Origin of the sequence: Bacillus sp. 7705b, assembly GCF_002289525.1 — a bacterium.
Classification (GTDB): domain Bacteria; phylum Bacillota; class Bacilli; order Bacillales; family Bacillaceae; genus Bacillus; species Bacillus halotolerans.
The window spans coordinates 26228-52252 of record NZ_NSDH01000022.1; the positions used below are offsets into that span (position 1 = coordinate 26228).

Genomic DNA, 26025 nt, shown 5'->3' on the forward strand with positions numbered 1-26025 from the left:
AGATAATAGTAAAAATGAGATTTACAGAGCTGAAAGGAAGACAATCATGAGCCAAGAAATTGAAATTGAATTTAAAAATCTGCTGACAAAACATGAATTTGAAAACATAGCTGCAGCACTGCACTTGACAGAAAAAGAATTTACAAATCAAGAGAATCACTATTTTGATACAAACAGCTTCGCACTGAAACAAAAACATGCGGCGCTTCGAATACGCAAGAAAAATGGCGAGTATGTGCTGACCTTAAAAGAACCGGCTGAAGTTGGACTTCTGGAAACCCACCAGAAACTTTCCGGCGTATCCGACTTTACACGTTTCACGATTCCGAAAGGCCCTGTCGAGGACCAGCTGAAGAAGCTTCACATCGATACAGACGCCATTCATTATTTTGGATCTTTAGCAACAAATCGTGCAGAAAAAGAAACAGAAAAAGGTTTAATAGTTTTAGATCACAGCCGATATTTAAATAAAGAGGATTATGAAATCGAATTTGAGGCGGCTGACTGGCATAAAGGCAAGCTGGCCTTTGAAAAGCTGCTTCAGCAATTCAGTATTCCTCTGCGCGAAACCAAAAATAAAATTCAGCGTTTTTATGAAGAAAAACGAAAGTCTATATAAGGTGGAATGACATAGTGAACGTAACGAATTGGGCGGCTCTCCTTCAGCTTCAGGCATTACAGTCTATATCAAATGCAAGCAGCACGGGCAGTCAGAGTGCCGAAAGCCCGCTTTCAAGCTTCAGCTCCTTGCTCAGCCAATATACAAATGGACTGTCCCAGCAAACAACAGCGTCAGCAGCATCTTCAAGCCCGCTCAGCCAGCTGAACAGCGTTTACGGGACATCGCCGTCACTGCTTTCAGCTTACGGGCTTAACTCCTATTCAAACGGCAATGTCGCCCAAATGACAAAAGCGAGTGAAAGCACTGAAACAGCTGCTGTTGATGTCTCCTCAAACAAACAAGAGGATAAAACCGTCAGCTCGGGTGATTTCTCAATCGACAGCGCTATAAAAAAAGCCTCTGACAAATACGGAGTCGATGAAAAATTAATCCGCGCTGTCATCAAACAGGAATCAGGCTTCAATGCAAAAGCCGTCAGCGGTGCAGGCGCAATGGGCTTAATGCAGCTGATGCCGTCAACAGCAACCTCACTTGGCGTTTCCAATCCGCTTAATCCGCAACAAAACGTTGAGGGCGGAACGAAGTATTTAAAACAAATGCTGGATAAATATGATGGCAATGTATCCATGGCGTTAGCAGCTTATAACGCCGGACCGGGAAACGTTGATCGATACGGAGGCATTCCGCCTTTCAGAGAAACTCAAAACTATGTAAAAAAAATAACAGCAACCTATTACGCGTAACCGGAGCGGCTCTTGCCCTCCGGTTTTTTTGCGGAGTGAAATCTTACACATTCATGATTTGTATGTGATATGATATGAAATACAAACCCGGCTCTAAAGCCGAACCCTGTCTTCAAGCACATAAAAGGCAGTTTGTTTGTAGAAATGATGCCTTGTTGCTAAAATAAATCATAGATGAATTGAAATAAATACAGAAAATAACTTTTTGCAATAGGAATTATGATTCCTATTAGCCATATTTAAAGGAGTAGTCAACATGGGACAATCGTTTAACGCACCTTATGAAGCGATTGGAGAAGAACTTCTATCGCAACTTGTTGATACTTTTTATGAGCGTGTCGCGTCTCATCCTTTGCTTAAGCCCATATTTCCGAGCGATTTAACAGAAACGGCCAGGAAACAGAAGCAATTTTTGACACAGTATTTAGGCGGGCCTCCCCTTTATACTGAGGAACACGGCCATCCCATGCTCAGGGCAAGACATCTTCCCTTTCCAATTACAAACGAGAGGGCCGATGCGTGGCTCAGCTGTATGAAAGACGCAATGGACCATGTAGGACTAGAGGGCGATATTCGTGAATTTTTGTTTGGCCGGCTGGAGTTGACAGCAAGGCATATGGTGAATCAAACAGAAGCGGAGGATCGATCATATTGACAAACTATCAGCATGAGCAATACTTCGCCCATTGCCACGGCCATCCAAAAAAACCGCTGGAAATCTACATGTTTGTTGACCCTTTATGTCCCGAATGCTGGTCCTTAGAGCCTGTCATAAAAAAAATGAAAATCAGATACGGACGTTTTTTTACCTTACGCATCATAGCATCCGCAAGCCTTACAGCGTTAAATAAGAAACGCAAAAAGCATCTTCTGGCAGAAGCCTGGGAAAAGATCGCTAGCCGTTCCGGTATGCCGTGTGACGGCAGTGTATGGTTTGAGCAAGATCAGCCGCTCTCTTCTCCATATATGGCCGCTCTCGCATTTAAGGCAGCCGAACTTCAAGGAAGAAGAGCCGGTATGCAATTTCTTCGGAATATGCAAGAGAGTCTGTTCGTTTCGAAGAAGAATATTACGGATGAAAACGTGCTTTTGGAAATAGCGTCAAAAACAAGCCTAGATCTCGAGGAATTTCAAAAAGACCTTCACTCCCAAAGCGCGGTAAAGGCGCTTCAATGTGACATGAAAATCGCGGCTGAGATGGATGTTACAGCCACACCGACGCTGACGTTTTTTAATACGCAGCATGAAGACGAAGGACTTAAAGTCCCCGGCAGCTATTCATATCATGTATATGAAGAAATCTTATTTGAGATGCTTGGCGACGAGCCGAAGCCGTCAGAAACACCGCCTCTGGAATGTTTTATTGAATATTTCCGTTTCGTTGCCTCTAAGGAAATCGCTCTTGTATATGATTTGAGTCTTGAAGAGGTAGAAAAGGAAATGAAAAAATTGGCGTTTGCTAAAAAGGTTGCCAAAGTAGAGGCCAAGCACGGAATGTTTTGGCAGTCCCTTACAAGCAGTTCTGATGAATACCAATCATGTGAAAAATAGCCGCAGGCGTGTATATGCTTGAGGCTGTTTTTTTGCGCAAAAATCAAACATATGTTCTGTTCAAAGCACTAAAGAAACCGCGCCGGGATAAGCGCGGTTTCATATGTCTTAACGACAACAAAGGGGATGGGAGAAATTTTTCACGGTCAAACAAAGGGGTAATGTTTGTTTGTGATCAATTTCACATCCTTATCATATCAAAAGTTGTCGACTGTTGACAACCATTAAGCTTAATGTTCATATTTTTGTCACAAAACATAACTGACAGATTTCATTCATATGCTTGTAAGGAACAAGGACGAGGAGGATCGCCATGATGTTTAATGTGATCTCAATTGTGTGCATTGTTGTTTTTTTCTGTTTAAATTTATTAGCTATGATGCATATGCTGCCTCTTTACATTACATCCCCTCTGCTGTTTCTCTCTATTCTGTTTACCTTGTACCGCCTGAACCATCGGAAAACCTTTAAAGGATTTTAAAAAGCCTGTGCATCATTTATGCACAGGCAATTTTTTTAAGACTGCTTTACTTTTAACAGCAGTTCTTCCATCTCATCAAGTTTTTCCTCAAACATTTTGCACGCAGCTTCAATCGGTTCTGGAGACGTCATATCAACGCCCGCTTTTTTCAGGATGTCGATCGGATATTGTGAGCTGCCCGCTTTCAGGAAGTCAATATAACGGTCAACCGCAGGCTTGCCTTCCTTCAAAATTTGGCTGCTTAACGCCTGGGCCGCACTGTACCCTGTCGCATACTGATATACATAGTAGTTGTAATAGAAATGCGGAATCCGTGACCATTCGAGTCCGATTTCTTTATCAATCACCATGTCGTTTCCGAAATACTTTTTATTCAGATCATAATATACATTGGTCAGGAGCTCAGGTGTCAGCGGCTCTCCTTCTTGCGCTTTTATATGGATAAGATGTTCAAATTCTGCAAACATCGTTTGTCTGAAGACGGTTCCTCTAAAGCCCTCAAGCATATGGTTGAGAATATATAAACGCTGTTTTTCGTCCTCTAAATTGTTCAGCAAATATTCACCAAGCAGCGCTTCATTTGTCGTGGAGGCAACTTCCGCGACAAAGATGCTGTAATTGCCGTAAGGATATGGCTGGTGTTTTCTCGTATAGTAGCTGTGAACAGAGTGGCCGAACTCATGGACCAGCGTAAAGAGATTATTGACGTTATCATGCCAGTTCATTAAAATATACGGATTTGTGCCGTATGTTCCAGAAGAGTAAGCGCCGTTGCGTTTCCCTTTATTTTCATAAACATCAACCCAGCGGTTTTCAAGCCCCTCTTTTAAGATAGAGCGGTATTCTTCTCCTAAAGGTGCAAGCCCCTTTAGCATATAATCTTTAGCTTGTTCGTACGTAACCTTCATCCCCGCATCCTTCACAAGCGGTGTATACAGATCATAGATATGCACTTCATCCAGCTCAAGCACTTTCTTTCTCAGTGCAATATAACGATGCAGCAGCGGAAGATGCTTGTTAATCGTTTTGACGAGATTGTCGTATACCTCTTCAGGGATACTGTTGTTAGAAAGCGCAGCTTCTCGTGCTGATTTGTACTTTTTCATTCTTGCGTAGAAGTTGTCTTTTTTCACAGTCCCGCTCAAGGTAGTCGCCATTGTGTTTTTATATTGGCCGTATGTTTTATATACAGCGTCGAACGCATTTTTGCGGACTTCGCGGTTTTCGCTTTCTAAGAAATTAATAAAATTGCCGTGAGTGATCTGTTTTTCATTTCCCTCTTCATCTTTAATAGATGGGAATGTAATATCGGCATTATTTAACACGCTGAACGTATTTGACGACGAAGACAGCACCTCAGAAGCTTCAGCCAGCAGCGCTTCTTCCTTCTCGCTCAGCACGTGCGGGCGTTCCTTTGTGATTTCTTCAATCGCGTGTGAGTAAAGCTTCAGCTCTTCTTTTTCAAGAATAAACTGCTGCAGTTTGTCTTCCTCTATGGATAAAATCTCCGGAACAAGATAGGCTGTTGCGCTTGCGGCCTGTGTATACAGATTTCCAGCCTTATCATTAAGCCCCTGATAAAAGGAGTTCCCGGTATCTTGGTCTGAGCGCATATGCGCGTATGTGTAAAGTTTGCCCAAACGCTCCATCACCTTATCTTGGTAAGTAAGGGCTTCGTATAAATGATCAGCTGAATCAGCCAGCTTGCCTTTATACTTAGATAAATCCGGTATTAATTCTTTGACAGCTTGAAATTCTTTATTCCAGGCCTCATCACTAGGAAAAATATCCTCTAGTCTCCATGTGTCCTCTACCTTTACCTCGCTTCGGTCAGGCAGTTGATTAGCTTTTTTTTCCTCAGCCATGGTGATCCCCCTCGTTTTCTTTAATTCAAGCCAATTGAAAAAACGGTTGTTTCTCAATAAACTTGTGTTGTGAATATCTTCCGGTTTTTCACTGCCATTTGTCAAATCATATGCAGTTATGAAGAGAACGAATGCCAAAAAAGCAGTAAAAACACGAAAAACCTTTCCTTTTGTGCTTCTCACAACCAGCCCACCACCTTTGTCTTAGGTTGAGCCAAATCAGGAAAACTCATTCGATAAAACAGCTTCTGTCTTTTTCAATGAGATCCTGTAATGATTGGCTGCGCTTTGCGGGCTGATTCAGCACATATACTTCTTTCTGAGTCTCCCTCAAAAATCCCTTCTTGCACAAAAACTCAATGTACTGTTTAACCGCCTCAATGAAATCCTGATTCCTGTATACGCCTCTTAGCAAAATGTTCTTTTTATGAATGTGTATTTTGCAGTGCTGCAAAACGGCTGAAAAGCGAATAGGCGCATGTTTGTATCCAAGATCCGTAATAAACAGATAAAGATAGCCCTGCCATACAAAAACGGGACTCTTAAAAACAGCTCCTTTCTTTACAGGAACAAACACCTCTGTCGGAAGAAAAGAGAGAGGTGTTTGCCGTTTTTCATAAAACAGAAGCCTGATCCGATTCATATCTTTAGAGAGAAAGCGATGAGTTTTGCGGCGAAAACGGAGAATGGCTCCTGTCCAATCTGAGTGCTTAAACGAAGAATCTGGTTCAGTGCAAAATAAATCTTCAGCCGCTGCCTGGCGGATTGGAATCGTTTGGACGGAGCAGTAAAAACGGGTTGTGTAAAACGGGATCATGCGGCTGAGCCTCAGGAAAGAATGTGTTTCGGGGCAGTAACATAACAGATCACTGTTCGGACTGGCATTGATAAACTGCCAATGGAAAGCGGACAGCTGGTAAAAGGATGATGATGTCCGTTTTAAGCGGCTGCCTCCAAGAATCCACTGCGGTATCAGTCCTGCTTGTTTGAAACCGGCTGTTCTTTTTTGAAAGACATCTGGAGCGAGAGTCGCGCATTGGTATTCAACTGCAAGCGTATCCCCCTTTACTTTTGCCAAGATGTCGGGCCTTTGTTTAATCTCTTTCACGTACGGCTCTAAGAGCGGGGAAGCCTTTTGCGTTTTCAGCCATACATAAAGCTGCCGTTTTCCTTCTAAGTGATAGGCGCTCTCAGGTTCTATGTCTATCGTGCAGGACTTGTTCTGTTTATGGGCAAAATGCGGCGCTTTCTGAGACCCCAACTTCACATCGAGCTCCTCTGCACACACCGGGCAGAAAAATCTGGTCTGCTTTAATTGTTCTCTCCTCTGCCTGCCTATAAGGTGAAACACTTGGCCGTCTTCCGTCACAGCACTAAACAATTGTCATCTCTCCTTTCCAGATTCATAACTCTTTCTGGAAATAACCGATGAACTCCTGTTCGCTGATGTTTTGCCTCTATGTATGTTTTTGATTTTCCAGCTTCAATATGTTGTTTTGAAATAGAAAAAAACCGATTTCCGTCAAGAAATCGGTCTGCTATGATGCAAAGTGTTTTTTTATCGTTTCAAGAGCGTGCTCTGATACAACCAGCTTGCCGTATTCTTCAAGACGGTGTATGCTGATTGAGGATTCAGACGCGTACTCCAACAGGATGCTTAGCTGATTTTCAACCTCTTCATCAGTCAAATTGTAAAAATCCACATATAAATAATATCGGTTCTCAAACGAATATAAAGTCGTTTTACTTCCGTTAACGTTTAATTTAGATAGAGAAATTACATCTTCGAAGTCATCAAACCGCAAGACAAATTGAAGCTTTTGCTCCTTTTCTTCCTGATTGACTTCTTGCTCTTCTTTTTGAAAATCATCCAGCAAGGCGTCAAGATCCTCAGATGCTGGTTCTTGCTTTTTATCCTCAGGAATCGGCAGTTCGAGCTTTTGTCCGTCTTTGGAAAGCTGGGCTTTGGTGACGATAATTTCTAATCCTTTGTCCAGTGCCTGAACTTGAATCCAAAGAGGACCTTCAACAGCGAATTCCTCTTCCTCATGAACTTCATCCATAACTTCCCAGAATAGTTCTTCACTGCGCTCACGGTTATACCAAATTTCTTCTCTGTCAAAACCGCGATCTTCAATATCTCCATAAGACATATAAAATTTTACTGTATGCTCGTTAATTCTTTCAATTTCCATTTGCCAACCTTCCCTTCTATATAAGATGTTGAAGGGACATCTAAGCTCCCGATTAATAGTACTTTACTACACTTTACCCATTCCGTCCACATCTTAACCTTGAACCAAGGCAAGTGTGAATTCCTTTGTATTTCTATTTTATGATAAATCAGTCACAAAAGAAATAAAAATGCATCTTCGGCCAAAAAATGGCTTGTCTTCCGCACCGCTATCATAAATTGCGTCCCGCTTCATATATTATGGTACAAGCGATGGAACGAAAGCGAGGTGCCGATTCATGGAGCATGACTATCTGATATCGCTGCTGCTTATCGTCGGAATTGATCTGATTCTCGGCGGCGATAATGCAGTCGTGATCGCCATGGCCAGCCGAAATTTACCGGACAAGCAAAGACAGCAAGCCATTATTCTCGGAACATTTATCGCCGTTGCGATGAGAATTGGATTAACAAGCGCAGCGGTTTATCTTTTGAATATTCCTTTCCTGCAATGCGCTGGCGGAATTTTCCTTCTATATTTGGGATACCAGCTATTAATTGAAAAAAAAGACGCCCAGCATGTCAAAAGCAGCACCTCTCTGTGGAAAGCCATACGAACAATTGTACTCGCAGACCTGTTTATGTCGCTGGACAATGTTATTGCTGTCGCAGGAGCGTCGCACGGTGAGCTTTCTCTCGTTATGATTGGTCTGTGTGTATCGGTGCCGGTAATTATTTGGGGCAGCAAACTTATCCACATCGCGCTTGAGAAAATACCTTTATTGATTTATGCGGGAAGCGGATTATTGGCTTATACAGGCGGAGAAATGATTGTCCGGGATAAAAAGCTGTCTTTTTTTATGGCTCAGCACGGCGCCGTTGAAGCGCTTCTCCCCATTTTAACCGTCGTCTTTGTCATCCTTGCCAGCATTTATTATCAGCAGGTTGAAAAATAAAAGAAGGCTGATGTCTCAGCCTTCTTTTTAACGTGCGATCTATTAGTTTGCCAAACGCTGTGCTTCTCTTAATTGGAAAGAGCGGACTTTTCTTGGCAGGAAACGTCTGATTTCGTCTTCGTTGTATCCGACCTGCAAACGTTTTTCATCGATGATGATCGGACGGCGAAGCAAACCTGGGTGCTCGTTGATCAAGCGGTACAAGTCTTGCAGCGGCATTGATTCAACGTTCACATTCAATTTTTGGAATACTTTTGAACGGGTTGAGATGATCTCATCTGTTCCGTCCTCAGTCATTCTTAAGATTTGTTTTATTTCATCAATTGATAAAGGTTCAGAGAAAATGTTTCTTTCTACATAAGGAATCTCATGCTCCTCGAGCCACGCTCTCGCCTTTCTGCATGAAGTACAGCTTGGTGATGTGTATAATGTAACCATTCATCTTCACTCCTCTAATTAGTAGGATGAACATCTATTTTATTCTTAAATTGAAATTACTCTAAAAAAGGAATCTTTATAGGTATTATACTATAAAAAAGTAAGTGTGAACAGTGTCCTAAGAAAAAAATGTGTCAATCCAGCAAATTTTTATTTTATTCATGTGTTTGCATTCTCAATTAGCTTAATTCATCGAAAATATTTTTTTGCTTTTCTTCATCAATGAGTGTCAGGACTTCATCCGTTTTTTCGTATGATTCCCCGTACCATTTCTCATCTTTATAAGTATGAATGTTTTCATATGTCTGTTTCATGGCTTCAAGAATTTCTTCTTCTGATTCTGTTTTCGGTGACCAGTACAGAATCTCCATCTTGTTGACTTCATTCGTAGCCAATGACCGGCGCCGGTACCCAATTGACTGAGCATGCTTAAAATGCTCTCTTTGATAAAATCTCAGGCGTTTTTCTGTATCAGCATCATCTTCATCCACAGGCTCCACCTCAAGCAATATCGGCTTATTTTTCTTTTTCAGCTTGGCAATCAGTTTGCCGCCAAGCCCCTGCCCTCTTGCATCTTTTGACACATACAGATAATCAACGAAGATAAAAGATTCAAATTCCGCAAACATTAAAATATGATGCTTGCCTTCGTCTTTATGATAAATATCGCTTCGCTCTTTCAAGAGAGCTTCCATATGCGCTTTTGATTTCAATTCTTCAATTGGAAAGTACTCGCTAAGCTTTTCGTACCAGTTCATTGATTTGCTCCTTATGAGTTCGTTGTCTTCATACTTTTAGATATACCCCATTTCTTCTTGTTTAAACAGCCTTACATCTATAAAGACGTACGAACGTTCCGCATGGTTTCATTTTTTTTCGGCAAGTAAGACGATTCGTCGTTCCACCGGAGATGTTTGTCATGCTCAATTCGCGTGTTTTTCCCGTTTGTAACGACTCAGGCCGGGCTGTGCCAACGCAATCAAAAAAGTCATGCCATATAATACACCCGCCGAAATAAAAGCTGTTTTTGCACCAGCAGCATCAGCCAGCAGTCCCATGATGGAATAAGTAACACCAGACCAAGGAGTCAACAGCGCGTTTTTGGCAGCCATGATCCCGATGCGCTTATGTGCCGGAATGACCTCCTGCAATACGGTTTCCTGACAAATATCTCTGACCTGATAAAAAGGCCCCATCGCCGCGCAAGCCAGGGCGCATAAAAATGGCAAGGGAGAAACCGCAAAGAAAAATGTCAGCACTGACATTACAAGTGAGCTGAATATAATCGCGTACCCCATGTTTCGCTCAAAAAATGCAGAAAAATGGATGGCGATGACACTGCCGATCATAGCACCTATAAAATAAGAAGCGTTAAAGATTCCCCACCACACTTCTGTTTCATGCAGAACAGCCACTGTAAAAGCCAAAAGAATGGCAGATGACCAAACTGAGCCGGCAAGAGCTTCTATCATGTCCATTGCAGTGATGTCTCTTACAATCGGGGTTGTCATCAAATCCTTCCATACACTTCTGGCAGATGCTGTTTCAGCTGTTCTTTTCATTCCTTCATCGTTCACATGAAGCAGGCTGATGAAAGCTCCGGAAAAGACAAACAGGCATATGGCACTGCCGACAACGAACTCAAAAGATACAGCATATGTAAGAAAACCTCCAAGTCCCCAGCCAGCTGTTAAAAACAATTGATTAGCGAGTGAAATCACGCCGTTCGCTTTCACGTAATGCTCTTTTGAAACAATGACAGGCAGCAGCGCGAACCTTGCAGGCTGAAAAAAGGCGCCCGAAAATGAAAAACAAAAAACAAACAGCAGCGTCATGATCAAGGAGGAAATTCCGTTTTGGCTGACACTGTATGCGATTAGCATCGCAAAGACCGCTCTCAGCAGACTTGCACCGGCAAGCACCTTTTTAAAACCAAGCTTATGGAGTGCATCTGAAATGCAAAAGCTTGCCGCAACACTTGCAAACGACATGAATGATAAAATAAGACCCGAAAAAAAGACAGAATCGGTCATTTGATAGACCCTTACCATTAAAACGATTGTCACCAGTACTCCAGCTAAAGATTGCAGAGATTGCGACAGAACCAGCGCAAAGACATTTTTCTGATGAATAATTTGAATAGTGTCCGCCTCCTTTTTTCCTCTAATTGTAAAAGATATGACTCTTACTTTCTATCAGCCTGTATAAAAAAATCCTTCAAAACATTTGTTTTGAAGGATTTTCAACTTATGAATAGGCTTTAAATTCTTCTTCCGTGCACATCACAAAATGACCTGGTTTTACTTCACGGAATTCCATCTTTTCTCCATCCTTTAACCGATGCACGGACGGATCGTATTTCTGGCGGACACGATTTCTCTCATAATCCGGGTCAGGAAGCGGAATGGCAGAAAGCAATGATTTTGTATACGGGTGTAGCGGGTTTTCGTAAAGTTCATCTGCCGGCGCAAGTTCAACCAGCTTTCCGAAATACATCACTCCGATACGGTCGCTGATGTATTTGACCATTGATAAATCATGGGCGATAAACAAGTAGGTGAGCCGTTTTTCCTTTTGGAGTTCTTTCATTAAGTTCACGACTTGTGCCTGAATAGACACATCCAATGCAGAAATCGGTTCATCCGCGATAATAAATTCAGGATCAACGGCAAGAGCTCTCGCGATCCCGATTCTTTGCCGCTGTCCGCCGGAAAATTCATGCGGATAACGATTGGCATGCTCCTTGTTTAAACCGACTGTTTGCAGGAGCTCATGAACCCGCTGCATACGCTCTTTCTTCGTTTTCGTCAGCTTATGAATGTCGAGGCCTTCTGCAATAATATCTGCGACTGTCATTCTCGGATTCAGCGATGCATATGGGTCCTGGAAAATCATTTGCATTTTGCGGTTGAATTCAAGCAGCTTTTTGCGGGATTTTTTACCGTGAACATTTTCACCGTTAAACAGCACCTCGCCATCGGTTGCTTCGTATAGCCGAATGATACTTCGGCCTGTTGTCGATTTACCGCAGCCGGATTCACCAACCAGACCTAATGTTTCGCCCCTATAGATATCAAACGACAGGTCATCTACGGCCTTAACCGTTCCTCTCGGTGTAACAAAGTACTGCTTTAAATGTTTGATTTCTAATAGTTTCTCCGTCAATTTATTCACCTTCTCTCACTAAGACAGGTTTTTGATACGTATTCGCCAGCGTCCGCATTTTCGCTTTTACCGCTTCAGGCGGCTCTACCTTTGGCGCATCAGGATGAAGCAGCCACGATTTCACATAATGAGTATCGGAAACCTTAAACATTGGCGGCTCCTGTTCAAAATCAATTTTCATCGCATATGAGCTCCGGAGCGCAAAGGCATCTCCTTTTGGAGGATTTGTCAAATCAGGCGGCGTGCCCGGGATTGCCGTCAGCTGTTCGTCTCCTGAGCTGTCAAGTGTCGGCATGGATGCCAGCAGCCCCCAAGTATACGGATGTCTCGGATCGTAAAAAATTTCGTCTACCGTACCGGTTTCTACAATCTGTCCCGCGTACATGACAGCGACCCGGTCAGCAACGTTAGCCACAACACCGAGATCGTGAGTGATAAAGATGATGGACGTGTCGATTTTCTTTTGCAATTCTTTCATCAATTCAAGAATCTGCGCTTGGATGGTCACGTCAAGAGCAGTTGTCGGCTCATCGGCAATTAACAGCTTCGGATTCGCCGCAAGTGCCATCGCAATGACAACACGCTGTCTCATCCCGCCTGAAAACTCGTGCGGAAATTGGTTGACCCGTTTTTCCGGCATTGGGATACCTACTAAATCAAGCAGCTCAACAGCACGTTTTTTCGCAGCTTCCTTTGAAATGTTTTCGTGTTTAAAAAGCACTTCCGTAATTTGTTTACCGACTTTCATTGTCGGGTTTAAAGAGGTCATCGGATCCTGGAATATCATTCCGATCTCTTTCCCCCGTACATTTTGCATCTCTTTTTCGGACAGCGGCACTAAATCCTTGCCGTCAAATAAAATCTCACCGCGTTTAAAATAACCCGGAGGCATCGGTATCAGCTTCATGATCGCTTGAGATGTCACACTTTTTCCGGAGCCTGACTCCCCGACGATTGCTAATGTTTCTCCTTTATTCAGATGGAAATTCACTCCGCGGATCGCCTGGACCTCTCCGCCGTATGTTTTAAATGAAATCGCTAAATCTTTTACTTCTAATAGGCGTGTCACCCGTATCACTCCCTTATTTACGTAACTTAGGATCCAATGCGTCTCTTAATCCGTCGCCGACAACGTTAAAACCAAACATGGTAATGCAGATAAAACCGGCAGGGAAAAACAAACGCCACGGATAATAGGTCAATGCAGGCAATCCGTCAGAAGCCATCGTTCCCCAGCTTGCAAGAGGAGCCGGAACACCAAGCCCTAAATAGCTTAAAAAGGCTTCTGTAAAAATCGCGGTTGGAACAGTTAGTGTCATCGTGACTAAAATAGAGCCCATTGCGTTCGGCACGATATGTTTAAACAGCAGACGGGATGTTTTCGCCCCGAGTGTCTGCGACGCAAGCACGTATTCCTGGTTCTTCAGCTGCAGCACTTGTCCGCGAACGATTCTGGCCATATTAATCCAGCCCGTAATCGTCATGGCAATAATAATCGTTAACAGCCCTTTCGGAAGAACGACCATCAGCAGGATAACCATTAATAATGAAGGAACAGCCCAAAGGATATCTGCGATACGCATCATAATCTCATCTGTTCTGCCTCCGCGGAACCCTGAAATACTGCCCCAAATAACACCGATCAGCAAGTCAAGAACAGCGGCTGCGACACCGATAAAGATTGAAATTCGCGCACCTACCCATGTACGGACGAAAATGTCCCTTCCTAGATCATCAGTCCCGAACCAGTGATCCTTTGAAGGCGGCTTATCCGCATTTAAGAGATTGGTAGTCGAATAATCATATTTTGAGAAAACAGGCGCAAAAATCGCCATGAGAATAATGAGAACAATAATAACAAGCCCGACCATCGCAAGCTTATTGCTGCGGAAGCGTAACATCGCATCTTTCCAGAGGGAAAGGCTCTTTTTACTTATTTTCTCAGCATCGCCGGCATTCGCTGCGGCTGGTTCAAACATGTTTTTTGGAATGTTCTGCATGGCCTAGGCTCCTTTCTTTGCTTTGGAAAGCTTAATTCTTGGATCAATAATGCCGTATAACACGTCTACGATTAATACACATAACAGCAGGATGACACTGAAGAACACCGTTACACCCATAATGACTGTATAATCACGGTTTGTAATACTGTTAACAAAGTGTGCACCAAGCCCCGGGATACCAAAAATGGTTTCAATGATAAAGCTTCCAGTTAAAACTTGAGCGGCCATAGGGCCCATATATGTAACGACCGGCAACAGCGCGTTTCGGATGGCGTGCCGCACTGTAACTGCAGGACGCGACAGCCCTTTTGCTTTCGCTGTGCGAATATAATCACTGTTTAACACTTCGATCATGCTTGAACGGGAAAGTCTGGCAATAAACGCCATCGGCATGGAAGCAAGTGCGATGGAAGGCAAAAAGGTGTATGACCAGGACTCCCACCCCGCGACCGGAAACAGCTCAAGCTTCATGGAGAACACATATTGCAGCACAGCCGCCATGATAAAACTCGGAACTGAAATACCAAAGATCGTTAAAATCGCGACGGTATAATCCTGCCATTTATTATGATAAAGGGCTGCAATCACCCCAAACAGTACACCAAACGCTAAAGCGAGGAGAATAGCTTCTGCTCCAAGAGTGAATGAAACGGGGAAACCTGAACTGATCAGGTCATTGACACTCTGACCTTTATATTTAAATGACGGTCCGAAATCCCACATTGCAACAGATTTCAAATAGCTCGCATATTGTACAAACAGCGGCTTGTCCAAGCCATAATGCGCATTTAAGTTTGCTTCAATTTCAGGCGGAAGCTTTTTCTCACCTGAAAACGGCCCGCCCGGTGCTGCTTGCATTAAGAAGAATGTCACGGTTACAATCACAAATAATGTGATGATCATATAGACTAAACGTCTTCCGATATATTTTAGCAAGGGGGAACACCTCCATGGTTTTTACTTTTTTATACTCCATCAGTAAGAAAGGTATATGGGGCTTTTTTCCCCATATACCTTGAGGTCTTTTATTTTCAGATAAAGCCTTATTTAAAATATGCGTTTCTGAAATAAACCTCACCAGTACCTGGCATGATAACACCTTTTAGGTTTTCATCCTGTACCCAAGTATCAGTATAGAAATAGATTGGGGCTACAGGCATTTCATCAATGAAAATATTCTCTGCTTTTTTCAGCAGTTCTGCACGTTTTGTTTTATCTGTTTCAGTTTGTGACTGGTTCAGAAGCTTTTTGAATTCTGGATTTTCCCAGCCGGTATCGTTATTTCCTCCGTCTTTGTCACGGAACAGCTCAAGGAAGTTAATAGGATCATTGAAGTCGCCAAGCCAGCCCATACGGCCGACTTGATAATCTTGGCTGTGAAGCTTATCAATATATACATTCCATTCTGAGTTATCAAGCTCAATATTAACGCCTAAATTTTTCTTCCACATTTCTTGTACAGCTTGCGCGATTTTCGCATGTGCTTCATCCGTATTATAAGACAATTTGATTTTAGGCAGGTCAGATGCCTTGCTTAAGCCCATTTCTTTTAGGCCTTTTTCAAGGTATTCTTTTGCCGTTTTGATATCGTTGTCTTTGAAGTATCCTTCTTTATTATCTTCAAAGCCCTTCATTGTCGGCGGAACTGCGGCCATTGCCGGGATTTGCTCGCCTTGCGTCACGTTTTTAACAATTGATTGGCGGTCAATTGCATAAGTTAAAGCCTTACGGATATTTACATTGTTTAATGGCTTAGCTTCTGTGTTAAATTTGTACCAATACACACCTGCAATCGGCTCAACATGTAAAGAACCGTCTTTTTTCAAGCTAGGCAGAGATTCAGTCGGAAGCTGTCCGAGCGGCATACCGGCCCAATCAAGTTCACCAGCTTGGAATTTTTTAAGTTCAGTATTGTTGTTGTTGATCATAACCATATTGATTTTCTTCAGTTTGACTTTGTCTTTATCCCAGTATTGATCATTCTTTTCAAGATCGATAGATCCGCTGTGTTTCCATGCCGTCATCTTAAATGGCCCGTTTGACACATAATCGTCTCCGGCATTTGTGTTCCACTTTTTGTTTTTCTCTGCAATTTTTTTGTTAATCGGCATATAAGTATAAAATGCTGTTAATTCAGTGAAGTATGGAGTCGGGTTGTTTAGTTCAACCTTTAATGTCTTATCGTTTTCCGCTTTTACTGCCACATCATCAAGGCTGCCTTTACCGGTATTTGCCGCCTCAGCACCTTTTATGTAGTAGAGCTGGTAAGCGTATTGTGATTCGTTATTAGGATCAAGCGCCCATTTCCATGCATATTCAAAATCTTGCGCTGTGACAGGGTCACCGTTTGACCATTTGGCATCATCACGAATCGTAAACGTATAGGTTTTTCCATCTTTGCTTGTTTCAATTTTAGAAGCTGCGCCTTCTTCAGGTTCACCATCTGCATTAATACGTGTCAATCCTTCAAAAGTCTGACGGATAACCCCGCCTGATACCGAGTCATTTGCCAATCCGGGATGTAAGGAGAACGGCTCAGTTTTAATATTAATGTTAAGAGTCGTCTTCCCTTTGCTGTCTTTTTTCCCATCACCGTTTGAACCGCTGCCGCCAAAGCCGCATGCGCTCAGCACGAGAGTGAAAATGAGCATTAACGTGACAATCGACCAACGTTTTTTCATATCCACAAACCCCCTAATAATCATTTTTTCAGCTCCTTACGGCTAAATCCTCAGAAATATCAGACAAATGAACCTAAGTTTACATAACTTTTATTCTGTTCCGTCTTTTCTGATTATTTTTGTAAAAAAGCTGTAACAATAGAGTGAACAAGTTCATTATAATGAAACAAATTCTTTATTGCAATATTATTTTATCAATTTAAAATTTTTAAACTTCGTTAGTTTTTCTGCCAATAACGCGATATCCTTCTGCCGTTTAAAGCATAAATTGATTAAAAACTATTTTAGGAGTTTCCAATCCATATTGCTTTATACATATAATATCTGGCTGTTTAACTGCTGAGAGCGGTTATCATTTGGGCGATTTATAACTGTTCTTTTATTTATATCATTACAATTTTCATGCAAAAAGAACGTTTTTTCAGGATGACAATTGGTTATAATTGATTTATAATGAAGCAATCAAAAGAAAAGCTTGCTATGAAAAAGAGTAGTACACATTTCACCCGTTTGAAGAGAGTCTGCGGTGCTGGGAGCAGATAACGGGCAATGTGGAATGGACTTTGGAGCAGCTGACCGAACCAAAAAGTAGGCTCAGCCGGAGCAGTCTCCGTTACAAACGTCAGAGTGATTCCATTTTAATGGAATAATCAGGGTGGTACCACGGTTCATTCGTCCCTTTTTTACAGGGAAAGAATGAGCCTTTTTTATTATGTTCTAAGAAATGAGGTTGATTTTCCAATGAAACAGACGATTTTTTCAGGCATCCAGCCAAGCGGTTCCGTTACACTCGGCAACTACATCGGTGCAATGAAGCAGTTTGTCGAACTGCAGCATGATTATAACAGCTATTTTTGCATCGTAGACCAGCATGCGATCACAGTGCCTCAGGATCGGCTTCAGCTGAGAAAAAATATCCGCAGTCTGGCTGCGCTTTATCTAGCTGTCGGTCTCGACCCTGAAAAGGCAACACTGTTTATTCAATCAGAGGTTCCCGCACATGCACAGGCCGGTTGGATGATGCAGTGCGTCGCTTATATTGGTGAGCTTGAACGAATGACTCAATTTAAGGACAAGTCAAATGGCAAAGAAGCTGTTGTCTCGGGCCTGTTAACGTACCCGCCGCTGATGGCTGCAGACATTCTGCTGTACGGAACAGATCTTGTGCCTGTCGGCGAGGATCAAAAGCAGCATCTTGAGCTGACCCGAAACCTTGCAGAGCGATTTAACAAAAAATATAACGACATCTTTACAATTCCGGAAGTCAAGATTCCAAAAGTAGGCGCTCGGATCATGTCTCTGACTGACCCGCTGAAGAAAATGAGTAAATCTGATCCGAACCAGAAATCTTTTATAACATTGCTGGACGAACCAAAGCAGCTTGAAAAGAAAATCAAAAGCGCTGTGACAGATTCTGAAGGTATTGTAAAATTTGACAAAGAAAACAAACCGGGCGTTTCCAATCTTCTTACGATTTATTCAATTCTCGGCAATACGACGATTGAAGAGCTTGAAGCGAAATACGAAGGAAAAGGCTATGGCGAGTTCAAAGGTGATTTGGCAGAAGTGGTAGTCGGTGCATTGAAGCCAATTCAAGACCGTTATCATGAACTGATTGAGTCCGAAGAATTAGACCGGATTCTTGATGAAGGCGCTGAGCGGGCGAACCGGACAGCAAACAAAATGCTCAAAAAAATGGAAAATGCCATGGGTCTCGGCCGAAAAAGACGATAACAAAAAAACCGCTCTTGCGATTTGCAAGAGCGGTTTTTTTAATTTACCTTTGATTCATTTTCTATTTCCCAAAGCTTCTCGAAAAAAGGCTGTCCTTTGATCAGGTTTTCGCAAAAAGCCAAATGCTTGTCCGACCAGCCTTCAATGGTTTCGTTATACAGCATGTCCCAAATCTCTTCAAAGCTCATCCGTTTGATTTGTTCGTACATATGCGGGTTCCACTCTGTGTACCAGTAGCCAATCTCCGCACGGTTTTTCAGCCCTTTTAATTGATCCAGCGCCATAAACATAAGCTGCTTAATTTGCCGCTCTTTTCTCGTTAATCCTCTGACGTGCTCTGGTGCCAATGATAAGATATGATATTCTTTTGAAGACTCCAGCTTCTTCGGCTCAAATTCATACGTTTCCGGCTCTACATCTTTCACCATTTCATACACGAGCTGCTCCTGGCGCGGAATAAGGCGGCTTTTTCTGACAGGGATCGTGTAGCCGATTGTATCAACAGCCAAAATGCCGATTCCGTCCGTCACAACAAAACAATACTCCAGCTTTGTGCGTTCATGATTTTTGCGAATGTACGATTTTTGATGAACCTCTTCAAGCAAATCTTTTGGAAGCTCTGACAAATCGTTTTCTATGTAATGAAACAATACTGACGGCACCCTTAAGAGAGGCACCTGATCCAAAAGCTCAACCGTATCTTCCTTGCGCCATTCATGAAAGTGGCATACATTGTAGCCATTTTCTTCCCCTTCAAACCAATTGACCCACACATCATGAAGAAATAACATCTCTAACCCCTCACTTTATAAAAACTGTTGTCCACAGTATAGGCAAGGTGCAGAGAAATTATTCCATAGAGATTGAGGAAATCTGGAATAACTGGGTTTCTGTTATAAACACAAAAAGCAGACTTCCTCGTATATTTTCTGACAAAGGAAATCTGCTTACTCTAGGAATTCGTTACATTTTCTAACGAACATGATTTTCATTTTTATTTAATATTTTTAGGATCAAGAGCATCCCGCAAACCGTCTCCGACAAAGTTGAAGCACAGCACGGTAATTAAAATAAATAGCCCGGGAAATAATGGGTACCACCATGCTTGAATCATCACTGTGAAATTTTGTGCGTCTTGAAGCATATTTCCCCAGCTTGCGATTGGCGGCTGAATCCCGAAGCCTAAGTAGCTCAGCGCGGACTCAGCGAGAATAACTGAACCTACCTTTAATGTTGCTGACACAATAATCGGTCCTAATGCATTGGGGAGAATATGTGAAAAGATAATTTTGTGAGTCTTCGTTCCGATTGTTTTAGCAGCCAGAACGTATTCCCTTGAACGAAGCGATAGAAACTCTCCTCTTACCAATCGTGCCGTTGTTGTCCAACCGGTGAGACAGAAAATTAAAATTAGTTTGTCCACGCCAGGCTTAAAAATGGTAACCAGCGTGATCAGCAAGAAAATATCCGGAATGGATAATACAATGTCGACTAAACGCATAATGACAGCGTCGACAATACCTCTGAAATAACCTGCTAACGCCCCTAATACAGTTCCGATTAAAATAGACCCGACTACAGAAGCAAAACCGACCAATAAAGAGACGCGCGCTCCATATAAAATCCTGCTGAAAATATCGCGGCCGAATTTATCCGTTCCCATCAAATGTTCAAGGCCCGGCGCTTTATACTTATCAAGCAAGCTTTGCTGTTCTTGGGGGTAAGGTGCAATCAAAGGAGCGAAAACAGCCGACATAACAATGATAAACAGAATGACGGCACCTAGAATGGCCAGCTTGTTTTTCGAAAATTTTTCCCAGAAGATCTTGGTCATCGTCTCTGGTTTTTTCGAAATGTTTTCTTTTAGTCTGATCTCCGGCGAGGGAGTTGTTTGCAGCTCTGACATCTCTGTTTCCCTCCTCTTAATATTCGATCCGCGGATCAACAATCGCGTAAAGGATGTCTGCAATGAGGTTTCCGACCACGACAAGCACTGCCGAAATCACGGTCATTGCCATAATAACCGGATAATCACGCTGGAATGCCGAATCGACAAACAGTTTTCCCAGGCCCGGCCAAGTGAAAATCTGCTCTACGACAACCGCTCCGCCGATAAATGAGGGAATCATTAAACCGAAGATCGTAATAACAGGCAATAGCGCATTCCGCAAGCCATGCTTAAATAGCACGCGATTTTCTTTAAAGCCTTTTGATCTGGCTGTTCGGATATAGTCTTGGTTTAATACATCAAGCATATTTGACCTTGTATATCTCGTTAAGCCAGCCATATCTGCCGTAGCTAACACAAATGCGGGTAATAACAAATGATGAATCCGGTCTAATAAGCTAAAATCCGTGTTAAGAGTAGCGACTCCCCCAGTTGGGAACCAGCCGAGGTTCACAGCAAATACCATAATTAAAATCAGACCGAACCAAAAGTTCGGAATGGCTAAACCGATAAATGAAGTAAATGTAATGCCATAATCCAGTTTTGAATAAGGTTTTTTTGCAGAAATCACACCAAATGGGATTGAAATGATCAGCGCCAAAATCGTCGACACCAGCATAAGGAGGAGTGTGTTAGGCAGCCTTGCTATAATCAGCTCTGAAACAGGCGTTCCTTTTCTGATAATGGACGTTCCGAAATCCCCTTGAACCATATTGCCGAGCCACTTTAAATATTGAACGTATTCCGGGTCATTCAGGCCGTATTTTTCAATAAACTGCGCTCTGTCTGCCTGGCTGATGGTAGGGTCCATCATAAGCGTCATCGGATCTCCAGGAGCCGCTTTCATAATGACAAAAGACAAAATTGTAATTCCTAATAAGATAGGAATCGAAGCTAATGTTCTTCGAATGATATATGTAACCATATTCTTGTCCCCTTTGTGGTTCTTTTTCAATATAGAAGGGGAAGGAAATTCGCTCCCTCCCCTTCAAGGGAAAATTATTGGGCAAGCCACCATTTTTCAATCTGATATAGTTCACGTTTTGGATGATACACATACCCCTCTAAGTTAGCTGGCATCGCCATATGGTTGTTTGGATAATAAAGGAAGGTATACGGCTGATCTTCAGCAAGCTTTTGGTAAATCTTCTCATACGCTTTAGAGTATTGCTCACGGTCACTGATCGATTTTGCAGCTTTCAGAAGTTTATCGACCTCTGGATTTTTATACCACATGTTATTTAAGCCTTTTTCAGACTGGCTTGAATGGAAAATATCGTAATGATCCGGGAATGTGGACAGGCTCCAGCCTAATACCATTGCGTCATAGTCCCAATTAGGGGCGCTGGTTTGCTCAACAAGCGCACTCCATTCCACGATTTGCGGCGTTACTTTAATACCGACTTTCTTCAGCTGCTCTTGAACAACAACTGCAATATCTTCACGCACCTTATTTCCTTGGTTCGTTTTCAGCGTAAACTCGAATTTTTTGCCGTCTTTATCTAAGATGCCGTCACCGTCAGTATCTTCCCAGCCGGCTTCTTTCAGCATCTTCTTCGCTTTCTTCACATTGTATTTAAATTTAGGCACTTCTACGCCTTTCGGATAGTTCCAGGAAGCCGGACTTTCCGGGATATAAGCGACCTCTCCGTCGCCATCCAATACAGTTTCCACCATCGTTTCACGGTCTAACGCTGTGGTAAGCGCCTGGCGCACTTTTTTGTCTTTAAAGAGCTCGTTTTTCTCATTCCAGCCGATATATGAGTAGCTCAGCGCCAAGTCTGTTACAACCTTGACATTATTAAACGATTCAGCTGTCTTATAATCAGTTGACGGAACGTTAAAGAAATCAATATCCCCCGCTTGAAGCTGGGCAACCGCAGCATTGGCATCAGGAATGATTTTATACGTGACACTGTCTAAATACGGACGTCCGTCATAGTAGTCATCATTGGCAACGAGCTTGACGTATTGCCCATCTTTCCATTCTTTAAATTTGAAAGGCCCTGAGCCGATCGGATTTTTCCTGTTAAATTCATTATCTTCAAGCTGCGCAACCGGTACATCTTTTAAAATATGCTCCGGAAGAATGCCGTAGCTGTCTAATGTATTGTTATAGAAGTTAGGGTCTTTGTATTTCAGGGTAAATAAAACCTCGTAATCTCCCTTTTTCTCTACTGATTTCAGCATTTCAAAGTTAGATCCGCGCTCACCTTTGTAATCCTTGTTCAGCGGGATGTTAAACGTAAATACTACATCGTCAGCAGTAAGTTCTTCTCCGTCATGGAACTTAACGCCTTTTTTGATTTTTACATCATATTTCAGACCGCCATCCAGCTCTTTGACACTCTCAGCCAATGACATTTTGACATTTAATTTTTCATCTGTTTTTGTTAAATAGCTGTAAATCATTTGTTCTATATCCGTACTCGATTCATCTGTTGAATATAATGAGTTGAAAAGTGTCGGGGCACCGATTGAACCAACAACCAAGTCCCCGCCCTGCTGCGGTTTGCCGGTTGATTTTTTCTCGCTGCTGCTTGACTTCGATCCCGAGCAGGCCGATAAAAAGATGGCCATCACCATTAATACACTTAGCATCATCAGTGCGGTTTTACGTCTTTTCATTAGATATTCCCCCTCTTGAAATGTTCGTTCTTCTTAGCTGCTGTTTATGTAGTATGCATACCCCCTCTCAAAGCTGTGCGGGCGACAGTTAGCTATAAAGGTGACAAGCCACAAAATGGCTGGGAGCAGCTTCTTTGAATTCTGGTATTTGTTCCTTGCATATCGGTTTTGCAACAGGACATCTCGTATGGAAAACACAGCCTTTAGGCGGATTGGCCGGGCTGGGCAGTTCTCCTTTCAGGACGATGCGTTCGCGTTTGACAGATCCTTTTTTTCTTGTAACCGGGACAGATGATAAAAGGGCTTGGGTGTATGGATGTAGCGGATTGTCATATAACTCATGCTTGTCGGTCAGTTCCATCATTTTGCCGAGGTACATTACTCCGACCCTGTCACTGATATGGCGGACGACACTTAAATCGTGAGAGATAAATAGATACGTCAGATTAAATTCTTCCTGCAATTCTTCCATTAAGTTGATGACCTGGGCCTGAATCGATACATCAAGTGCAGAAACCGGTTCGTCTGCAATGATAAGCTCCGGATTCAGCGTGAGGGCTCTCGCAATGCCGATCCGCTGACGCTGCCCGCCGGAAAATTCATGGGGATAACGTGAGGCAAACGACGGATGAAGGCCTACTCTCGCAAGCAGCTCTTCGACTTTCTCATTTCGTTCTCGCATCGTGTACATGTGATGTGTGTTAAAAGGCTCCTTAATAATAGAACGCAGCGTTTTTCTTGGATTCAGCGAAGCAAATGGATCTTGAAAGACCATCTGAATATTTTTGCGGACGTTTTTTCGTAAATTCTCCTCTGACAGATTGGAAATATCCTGTCCCTTAAAGAGAATCTGGCCTTCAGTCGGTTTGTACAGCCTGATCATCGTCCGGCCGGCAGTCGATTTTCCGCAGCCCGATTCTCCAACGATTCCAAGTGTTTCTCCTTTTTTTAAGGAAAACGAAACACCGTCCACCGCTTTTACATCACCAACTTTTCTTTGAAAAAAGCCTGAGCGGATCGGGAAATATTTTTTCACGTCCCGAAGTTCTAAAATTGTTTCCTGATTAGCTGCTGTCATGATTGTTCGGCACCTTCTTCCTCATATAAAAAGCATCTCACTGACCTTCCGCTTTTGTGTGTCAAAAGCGAAGGCTGATGGGTCCAGCATTTATCCATGGCTTTTGGGCACCTTGGAGCAAAACGGCACCCCGGCGGCAGATTATCTGGTGTCGGCACGCTGCCTTTAATCGCATTTAATTTATCAATCTCTCCATCTATGACGGGAATCGACATAAGCAGTCCTTCTGTATAAGGATGAAGGGGCTCTAAAAATAACTCATCGACTGAGGCATTTTCTACGACTTGTCCGCAGTACATGACAATCACTCTGTCGGCTGCTTCCGATACGACACCTAAGTCATGTGTAATCAGCAAAATTGACGTATCAAACTTCTGGCAGAGATCCTTCATTAGCTCCAGCACTTGGGCTTGTATCGTCACGTCTAATGCCGTTGTCGGTTCATCGGCAATCAGCAGTTTTGGATTACAGCTGAGCGCGATGGCGATCATTACCCTCTGCCTCATTCCGCCAGATAAACGATGCGGATATTCCTTCATAATTTGCTCCGCTCTTGAAAACCCAACCATCTTCAAGAGTTCGACGGCTCTTTGATATGCTTCTTTTTTCTTCATGTTTTTATGGTAAATCAGCACTTCGGTAATTTGTTCTCCGATCGTTAACACCGGATTGAGGGAGGTCATTGGTTCTTGAAAGATCATGGATACTTCGTTTCCGCGGATTTTGCAATAGTCATTTTCAGTGAATGAGGTGAGGTCCTTGTCTTCGAGTTTAATCGTACCGTCCATGATTTTTCCGCCTGAACTCTGGACAAGACCCATAATAGACAATGAAGTAATACTTTTGCCGGAGCCGGATTCGCCTACAAGCGCGACGGTTTCGCCTTTTTTGATGTAGAAATCGACTCCGTCCACCGCAGGGATCGGCTCCTTTTTTCTAAAAAAATAAGTCTTTAAATTATTCACTTCTAAAAGTGTGCTCATGCTAGCTCCCCTTTCCCCCTCTTGTCGTCAAACGTTTTCAAGAGAAAGTAATCCCTTTATTCAGAAATAATAAATAATATTGAATTATCGAAAAATTTTATAGTTGTATATTATTACAATCATTTTGCAAAATCAAGAATTTTTTAGGATAAATGTAATATTATTAACGAAATTCCATTATTTTATTCTATTAAAGCGTTGCTTTCAAAAAGGTTTCAGGAGAGATGGACAACCCTTCTGCTGTACTGGCTCTGTTCTCTGTTAAATATTTTTTTACAATATTGAATCCGACTGCGTATCCAAGCATTTTCGGCTGATATCCTTTGCCGTATAAAAGCTGATCGAACAATCGATGACCCCGTTTGATGTTCAGATGGGGCGCAATCTTTTTTTCGTAAAACACCTCAAGCTGCAGAGGGGTATACCAGGTGGTCCATTCAGCCGTTTGACTCTGGCCTAACCTCTCATAAACAGCATATTCTGCCAGCCCCTCCATGATGATTGTATCAAGTAATGTGACGTCTTTTTCCTCTTTTGTCATATGATCTAACCGGCAAACATGATGATATTCATGTGTCATAAGGGCTGAAACCGAGGACAATTCGATATCTGACGAGAGAAAGAGAAACATTTTATCTGGAAAGGCGAGCCCTGATTTTGACCCGAATTCTAAACGGATTCTTCTGTTTCGTTCATCAACCGGCAGTGCTACGATTGGCACGTCAGGTCCTTGCCACTTCTTTTTGAGGTACTGCTCCTCTTTTTGTATATGTCGGAAAAGCCCTTTTTCTTTCAGAATGGAAGACGTGCTTATTCCCTCTTTTATGTTTTTAAACATTCCGTGATGCTGCAAATGTCCCAAGATGCCTTTCCAGTCTTCTTTCTTCGTTCTTGAAAAGTACGGGACAATGTAATGCGCCAGATCATCTATTGAAGCGGCTTTTTCAAACCATTTGTATGTTTGTTCCACGCTCAT

General features: G+C 42.6%; 26 protein-coding genes and 1 other annotated feature. Of the genes, 7 read left to right on the plus strand and 19 right to left on the minus strand.

The annotated features are described in order from the left end of the window. Positions 1-46: 46 nt before the first annotated feature. The 5 genes from CJU60_RS09245 to CJU60_RS09270 all read left to right on the plus strand — a co-directional run bounded on the left by CJU60_RS09245 (position 47) and on the right by CJU60_RS09270 (position 3397). A complete protein-coding gene (locus tag CJU60_RS09245) occupies positions 47-619 on the plus strand; it encodes a CYTH domain-containing protein (RefSeq protein ID WP_095713618.1) in 573 nt (190 codons plus the stop codon). 14 nt (positions 620-633) lie between these two features. Next, positions 634-1365, plus strand: a complete 732-nt coding sequence (locus CJU60_RS09250; RefSeq protein ID WP_255238335.1) for a bifunctional muramidase/murein lytic transglycosylase — start codon at positions 634-636, stop codon at positions 1363-1365. Between the two features lie 256 nt (positions 1366-1621). Then, on the plus strand, positions 1622-2020 hold the full coding sequence (locus tag CJU60_RS09255; RefSeq protein WP_010333756.1) for a globin domain-containing protein: 399 nt from the start codon (positions 1622-1624) through the stop codon (positions 2018-2020). After that, entirely contained in the window at positions 2017-2916 is a 900-nt protein-coding gene (spxH, locus tag CJU60_RS09260; RefSeq protein ID WP_024120926.1) for a protease adaptor protein SpxH, read from the plus strand. Before CJU60_RS09255 ends, spxH begins: the two co-directional genes overlap by 4 nt. A 313-nt stretch (positions 2917-3229) precedes the next feature. After that, positions 3230-3397 carry a hypothetical protein gene (locus CJU60_RS09270; RefSeq protein ID WP_024120925.1) on the plus strand — a complete coding sequence of 56 codons (168 nt, stop codon included), beginning with the start codon at positions 3230-3232 and terminating at the stop codon, positions 3395-3397. A gap of 35 nt (positions 3398-3432) precedes the next feature. Here CJU60_RS09270 and pepF read toward each other — a convergent pair whose 3' ends face one another. From pepF to CJU60_RS21380, 4 genes are all read right to left on the minus strand, one after another. After that, positions 3433-5262: an oligoendopeptidase F gene (gene pepF, locus CJU60_RS09275; protein WP_176471078.1), complete on the minus strand. Its 1830-nt coding sequence runs from the start codon at positions 5260-5262 to the stop codon at positions 3433-3435. 229 nt (positions 5263-5491) lie between these two features. Further along, on the minus strand, positions 5492-6643 hold the full coding sequence (locus CJU60_RS09280; protein WP_024120923.1) for a competence protein CoiA family protein: 1152 nt from the start codon (positions 6641-6643) through the stop codon (positions 5492-5494). Positions 6644-6800: 157 nt separating this feature from the next. Beyond that, positions 6801-7457 (minus strand): adaptor protein MecA, encoded by a 657-nt coding sequence (gene mecA / locus CJU60_RS09285; protein WP_024120921.1) that lies wholly within the window; start codon positions 7455-7457, stop codon positions 6801-6803. Continuing rightward, positions 7424-7549, minus strand: a complete 126-nt coding sequence (locus CJU60_RS21380; RefSeq protein ID WP_120698858.1) for a hypothetical protein — start codon at positions 7547-7549, stop codon at positions 7424-7426. Before CJU60_RS21380 ends, mecA begins: the two co-directional genes overlap by 34 nt. A gap of 185 nt (positions 7550-7734) precedes the next feature. On the opposite strand from CJU60_RS21380, the gene CJU60_RS09290 reads away from it, so the two are divergent. Further along, entirely contained in the window at positions 7735-8391 is a 657-nt protein-coding gene (locus tag CJU60_RS09290; RefSeq protein ID WP_044156385.1) for a TerC family protein, read from the plus strand. A gap of 42 nt (positions 8392-8433) precedes the next feature. On the opposite strand, the gene spx is transcribed toward CJU60_RS09290, so the two are convergent. The 8 genes from spx to oppA form a co-directional block, all read right to left on the minus strand. Further along, positions 8434-8829 carry a transcriptional regulator Spx gene (spx, locus tag CJU60_RS09295; protein WP_024120919.1) on the minus strand — a complete coding sequence of 132 codons (396 nt, stop codon included), beginning with the start codon at positions 8827-8829 and terminating at the stop codon, positions 8434-8436. A gap of 179 nt (positions 8830-9008) precedes the next feature. Beyond that, a complete protein-coding gene (locus CJU60_RS09300) occupies positions 9009-9587 on the minus strand; it encodes a GNAT family N-acetyltransferase (protein WP_010333747.1) in 579 nt (192 codons plus the stop codon). 165 nt (positions 9588-9752) lie between these two features. Then, positions 9753-10970 (minus strand): MFS transporter, encoded by a 1218-nt coding sequence (locus tag CJU60_RS09305; RefSeq protein WP_095713621.1) that lies wholly within the window; start codon positions 10968-10970, stop codon positions 9753-9755. Positions 10971-11076: 106 nt separating this feature from the next. Beyond that, positions 11077-11994: an oligopeptide ABC transporter ATP-binding protein OppF gene (gene oppF, locus CJU60_RS09310; RefSeq protein WP_095713622.1), complete on the minus strand. Its 918-nt coding sequence runs from the start codon at positions 11992-11994 to the stop codon at positions 11077-11079. A 1-nt stretch (position 11995) separates the two neighbouring features. Then, complete coding sequence (gene oppD / locus CJU60_RS09315) at positions 11996-13072, minus strand: oligopeptide ABC transporter ATP-binding protein OppD (protein WP_095713623.1); 1077 nt, start codon at positions 13070-13072, stop codon at positions 11996-11998. A 4-nt stretch (positions 13073-13076) separates the two neighbouring features. Then, positions 13077-13994, minus strand: coding sequence for an oligopeptide ABC transporter permease OppC (gene oppC, locus CJU60_RS09320; RefSeq protein WP_024120915.1), 918 nt, complete (start codon positions 13992-13994; stop codon positions 13077-13079). A 3-nt stretch (positions 13995-13997) separates the two neighbouring features. Further along, positions 13998-14933 carry an oligopeptide ABC transporter permease OppB gene (oppB, locus tag CJU60_RS09325; RefSeq protein ID WP_044156389.1) on the minus strand — a complete coding sequence of 312 codons (936 nt, stop codon included), beginning with the start codon at positions 14931-14933 and terminating at the stop codon, positions 13998-14000. Positions 14934-15040: 107 nt separating this feature from the next. After that, the gene (oppA, locus tag CJU60_RS09330; protein WP_095713624.1) at positions 15041-16678 is read right to left on the minus strand and encodes an oligopeptide ABC transporter substrate-binding protein OppA; all 1638 of its coding nucleotides are present in this window, start codon (positions 16676-16678) and stop codon (positions 15041-15043) included. Positions 16679-17149: 471 nt separating this feature from the next. Continuing rightward, positions 17150-17361 (plus strand) — a binding site (T-box leader). A gap of 58 nt (positions 17362-17419) precedes the next feature. On the opposite strand from oppA, the gene trpS reads away from it, so the two are divergent. After that, positions 17420-18412: a tryptophan--tRNA ligase gene (gene trpS, locus CJU60_RS09335; protein ID WP_010333741.1), complete on the plus strand. Its 993-nt coding sequence runs from the start codon at positions 17420-17422 to the stop codon at positions 18410-18412. Positions 18413-18450: 38 nt separating this feature from the next. Here trpS and CJU60_RS09340 read toward each other — a convergent pair whose 3' ends face one another. The 7 genes from CJU60_RS09340 to CJU60_RS09370 all read right to left on the minus strand — a co-directional run bounded on the left by CJU60_RS09340 (position 18451) and on the right by CJU60_RS09370 (position 26025). Beyond that, complete coding sequence (locus CJU60_RS09340; RefSeq protein ID WP_024120912.1) at positions 18451-19203, minus strand: YjbA family protein; 753 nt, start codon at positions 19201-19203, stop codon at positions 18451-18453. A 203-nt stretch (positions 19204-19406) separates the two neighbouring features. Then, positions 19407-20318, minus strand: a complete 912-nt coding sequence (gene appC / locus CJU60_RS09345; protein ID WP_024120911.1) for an oligopeptide ABC transporter permease AppC — start codon at positions 20316-20318, stop codon at positions 19407-19409. A gap of 16 nt (positions 20319-20334) precedes the next feature. After that, on the minus strand, positions 20335-21285 hold the full coding sequence (locus tag CJU60_RS09350; RefSeq protein WP_024120910.1) for an ABC transporter permease: 951 nt from the start codon (positions 21283-21285) through the stop codon (positions 20335-20337). A gap of 74 nt (positions 21286-21359) precedes the next feature. Beyond that, positions 21360-22988 (minus strand): peptide-binding protein, encoded by a 1629-nt coding sequence (locus tag CJU60_RS09355; protein WP_095713625.1) that lies wholly within the window; start codon positions 22986-22988, stop codon positions 21360-21362. Between the two features lie 88 nt (positions 22989-23076). Continuing rightward, the gene (gene appF, locus CJU60_RS09360; protein WP_044156397.1) at positions 23077-24066 is read right to left on the minus strand and encodes an oligopeptide ABC transporter ATP-binding protein AppF; all 990 of its coding nucleotides are present in this window, start codon (positions 24064-24066) and stop codon (positions 23077-23079) included. Next, positions 24063-25049: an oligopeptide ABC transporter ATP-binding protein AppD gene (gene appD, locus CJU60_RS09365; protein WP_010333735.1), complete on the minus strand. Its 987-nt coding sequence runs from the start codon at positions 25047-25049 to the stop codon at positions 24063-24065. Before appD ends, appF begins: the two co-directional genes overlap by 4 nt. Before the next feature lie 190 nt (positions 25050-25239). Next, positions 25240-26025 (minus strand): DUF2268 domain-containing putative Zn-dependent protease, encoded by a 786-nt coding sequence (locus CJU60_RS09370; protein ID WP_024120906.1) that lies wholly within the window; start codon positions 26023-26025, stop codon positions 25240-25242.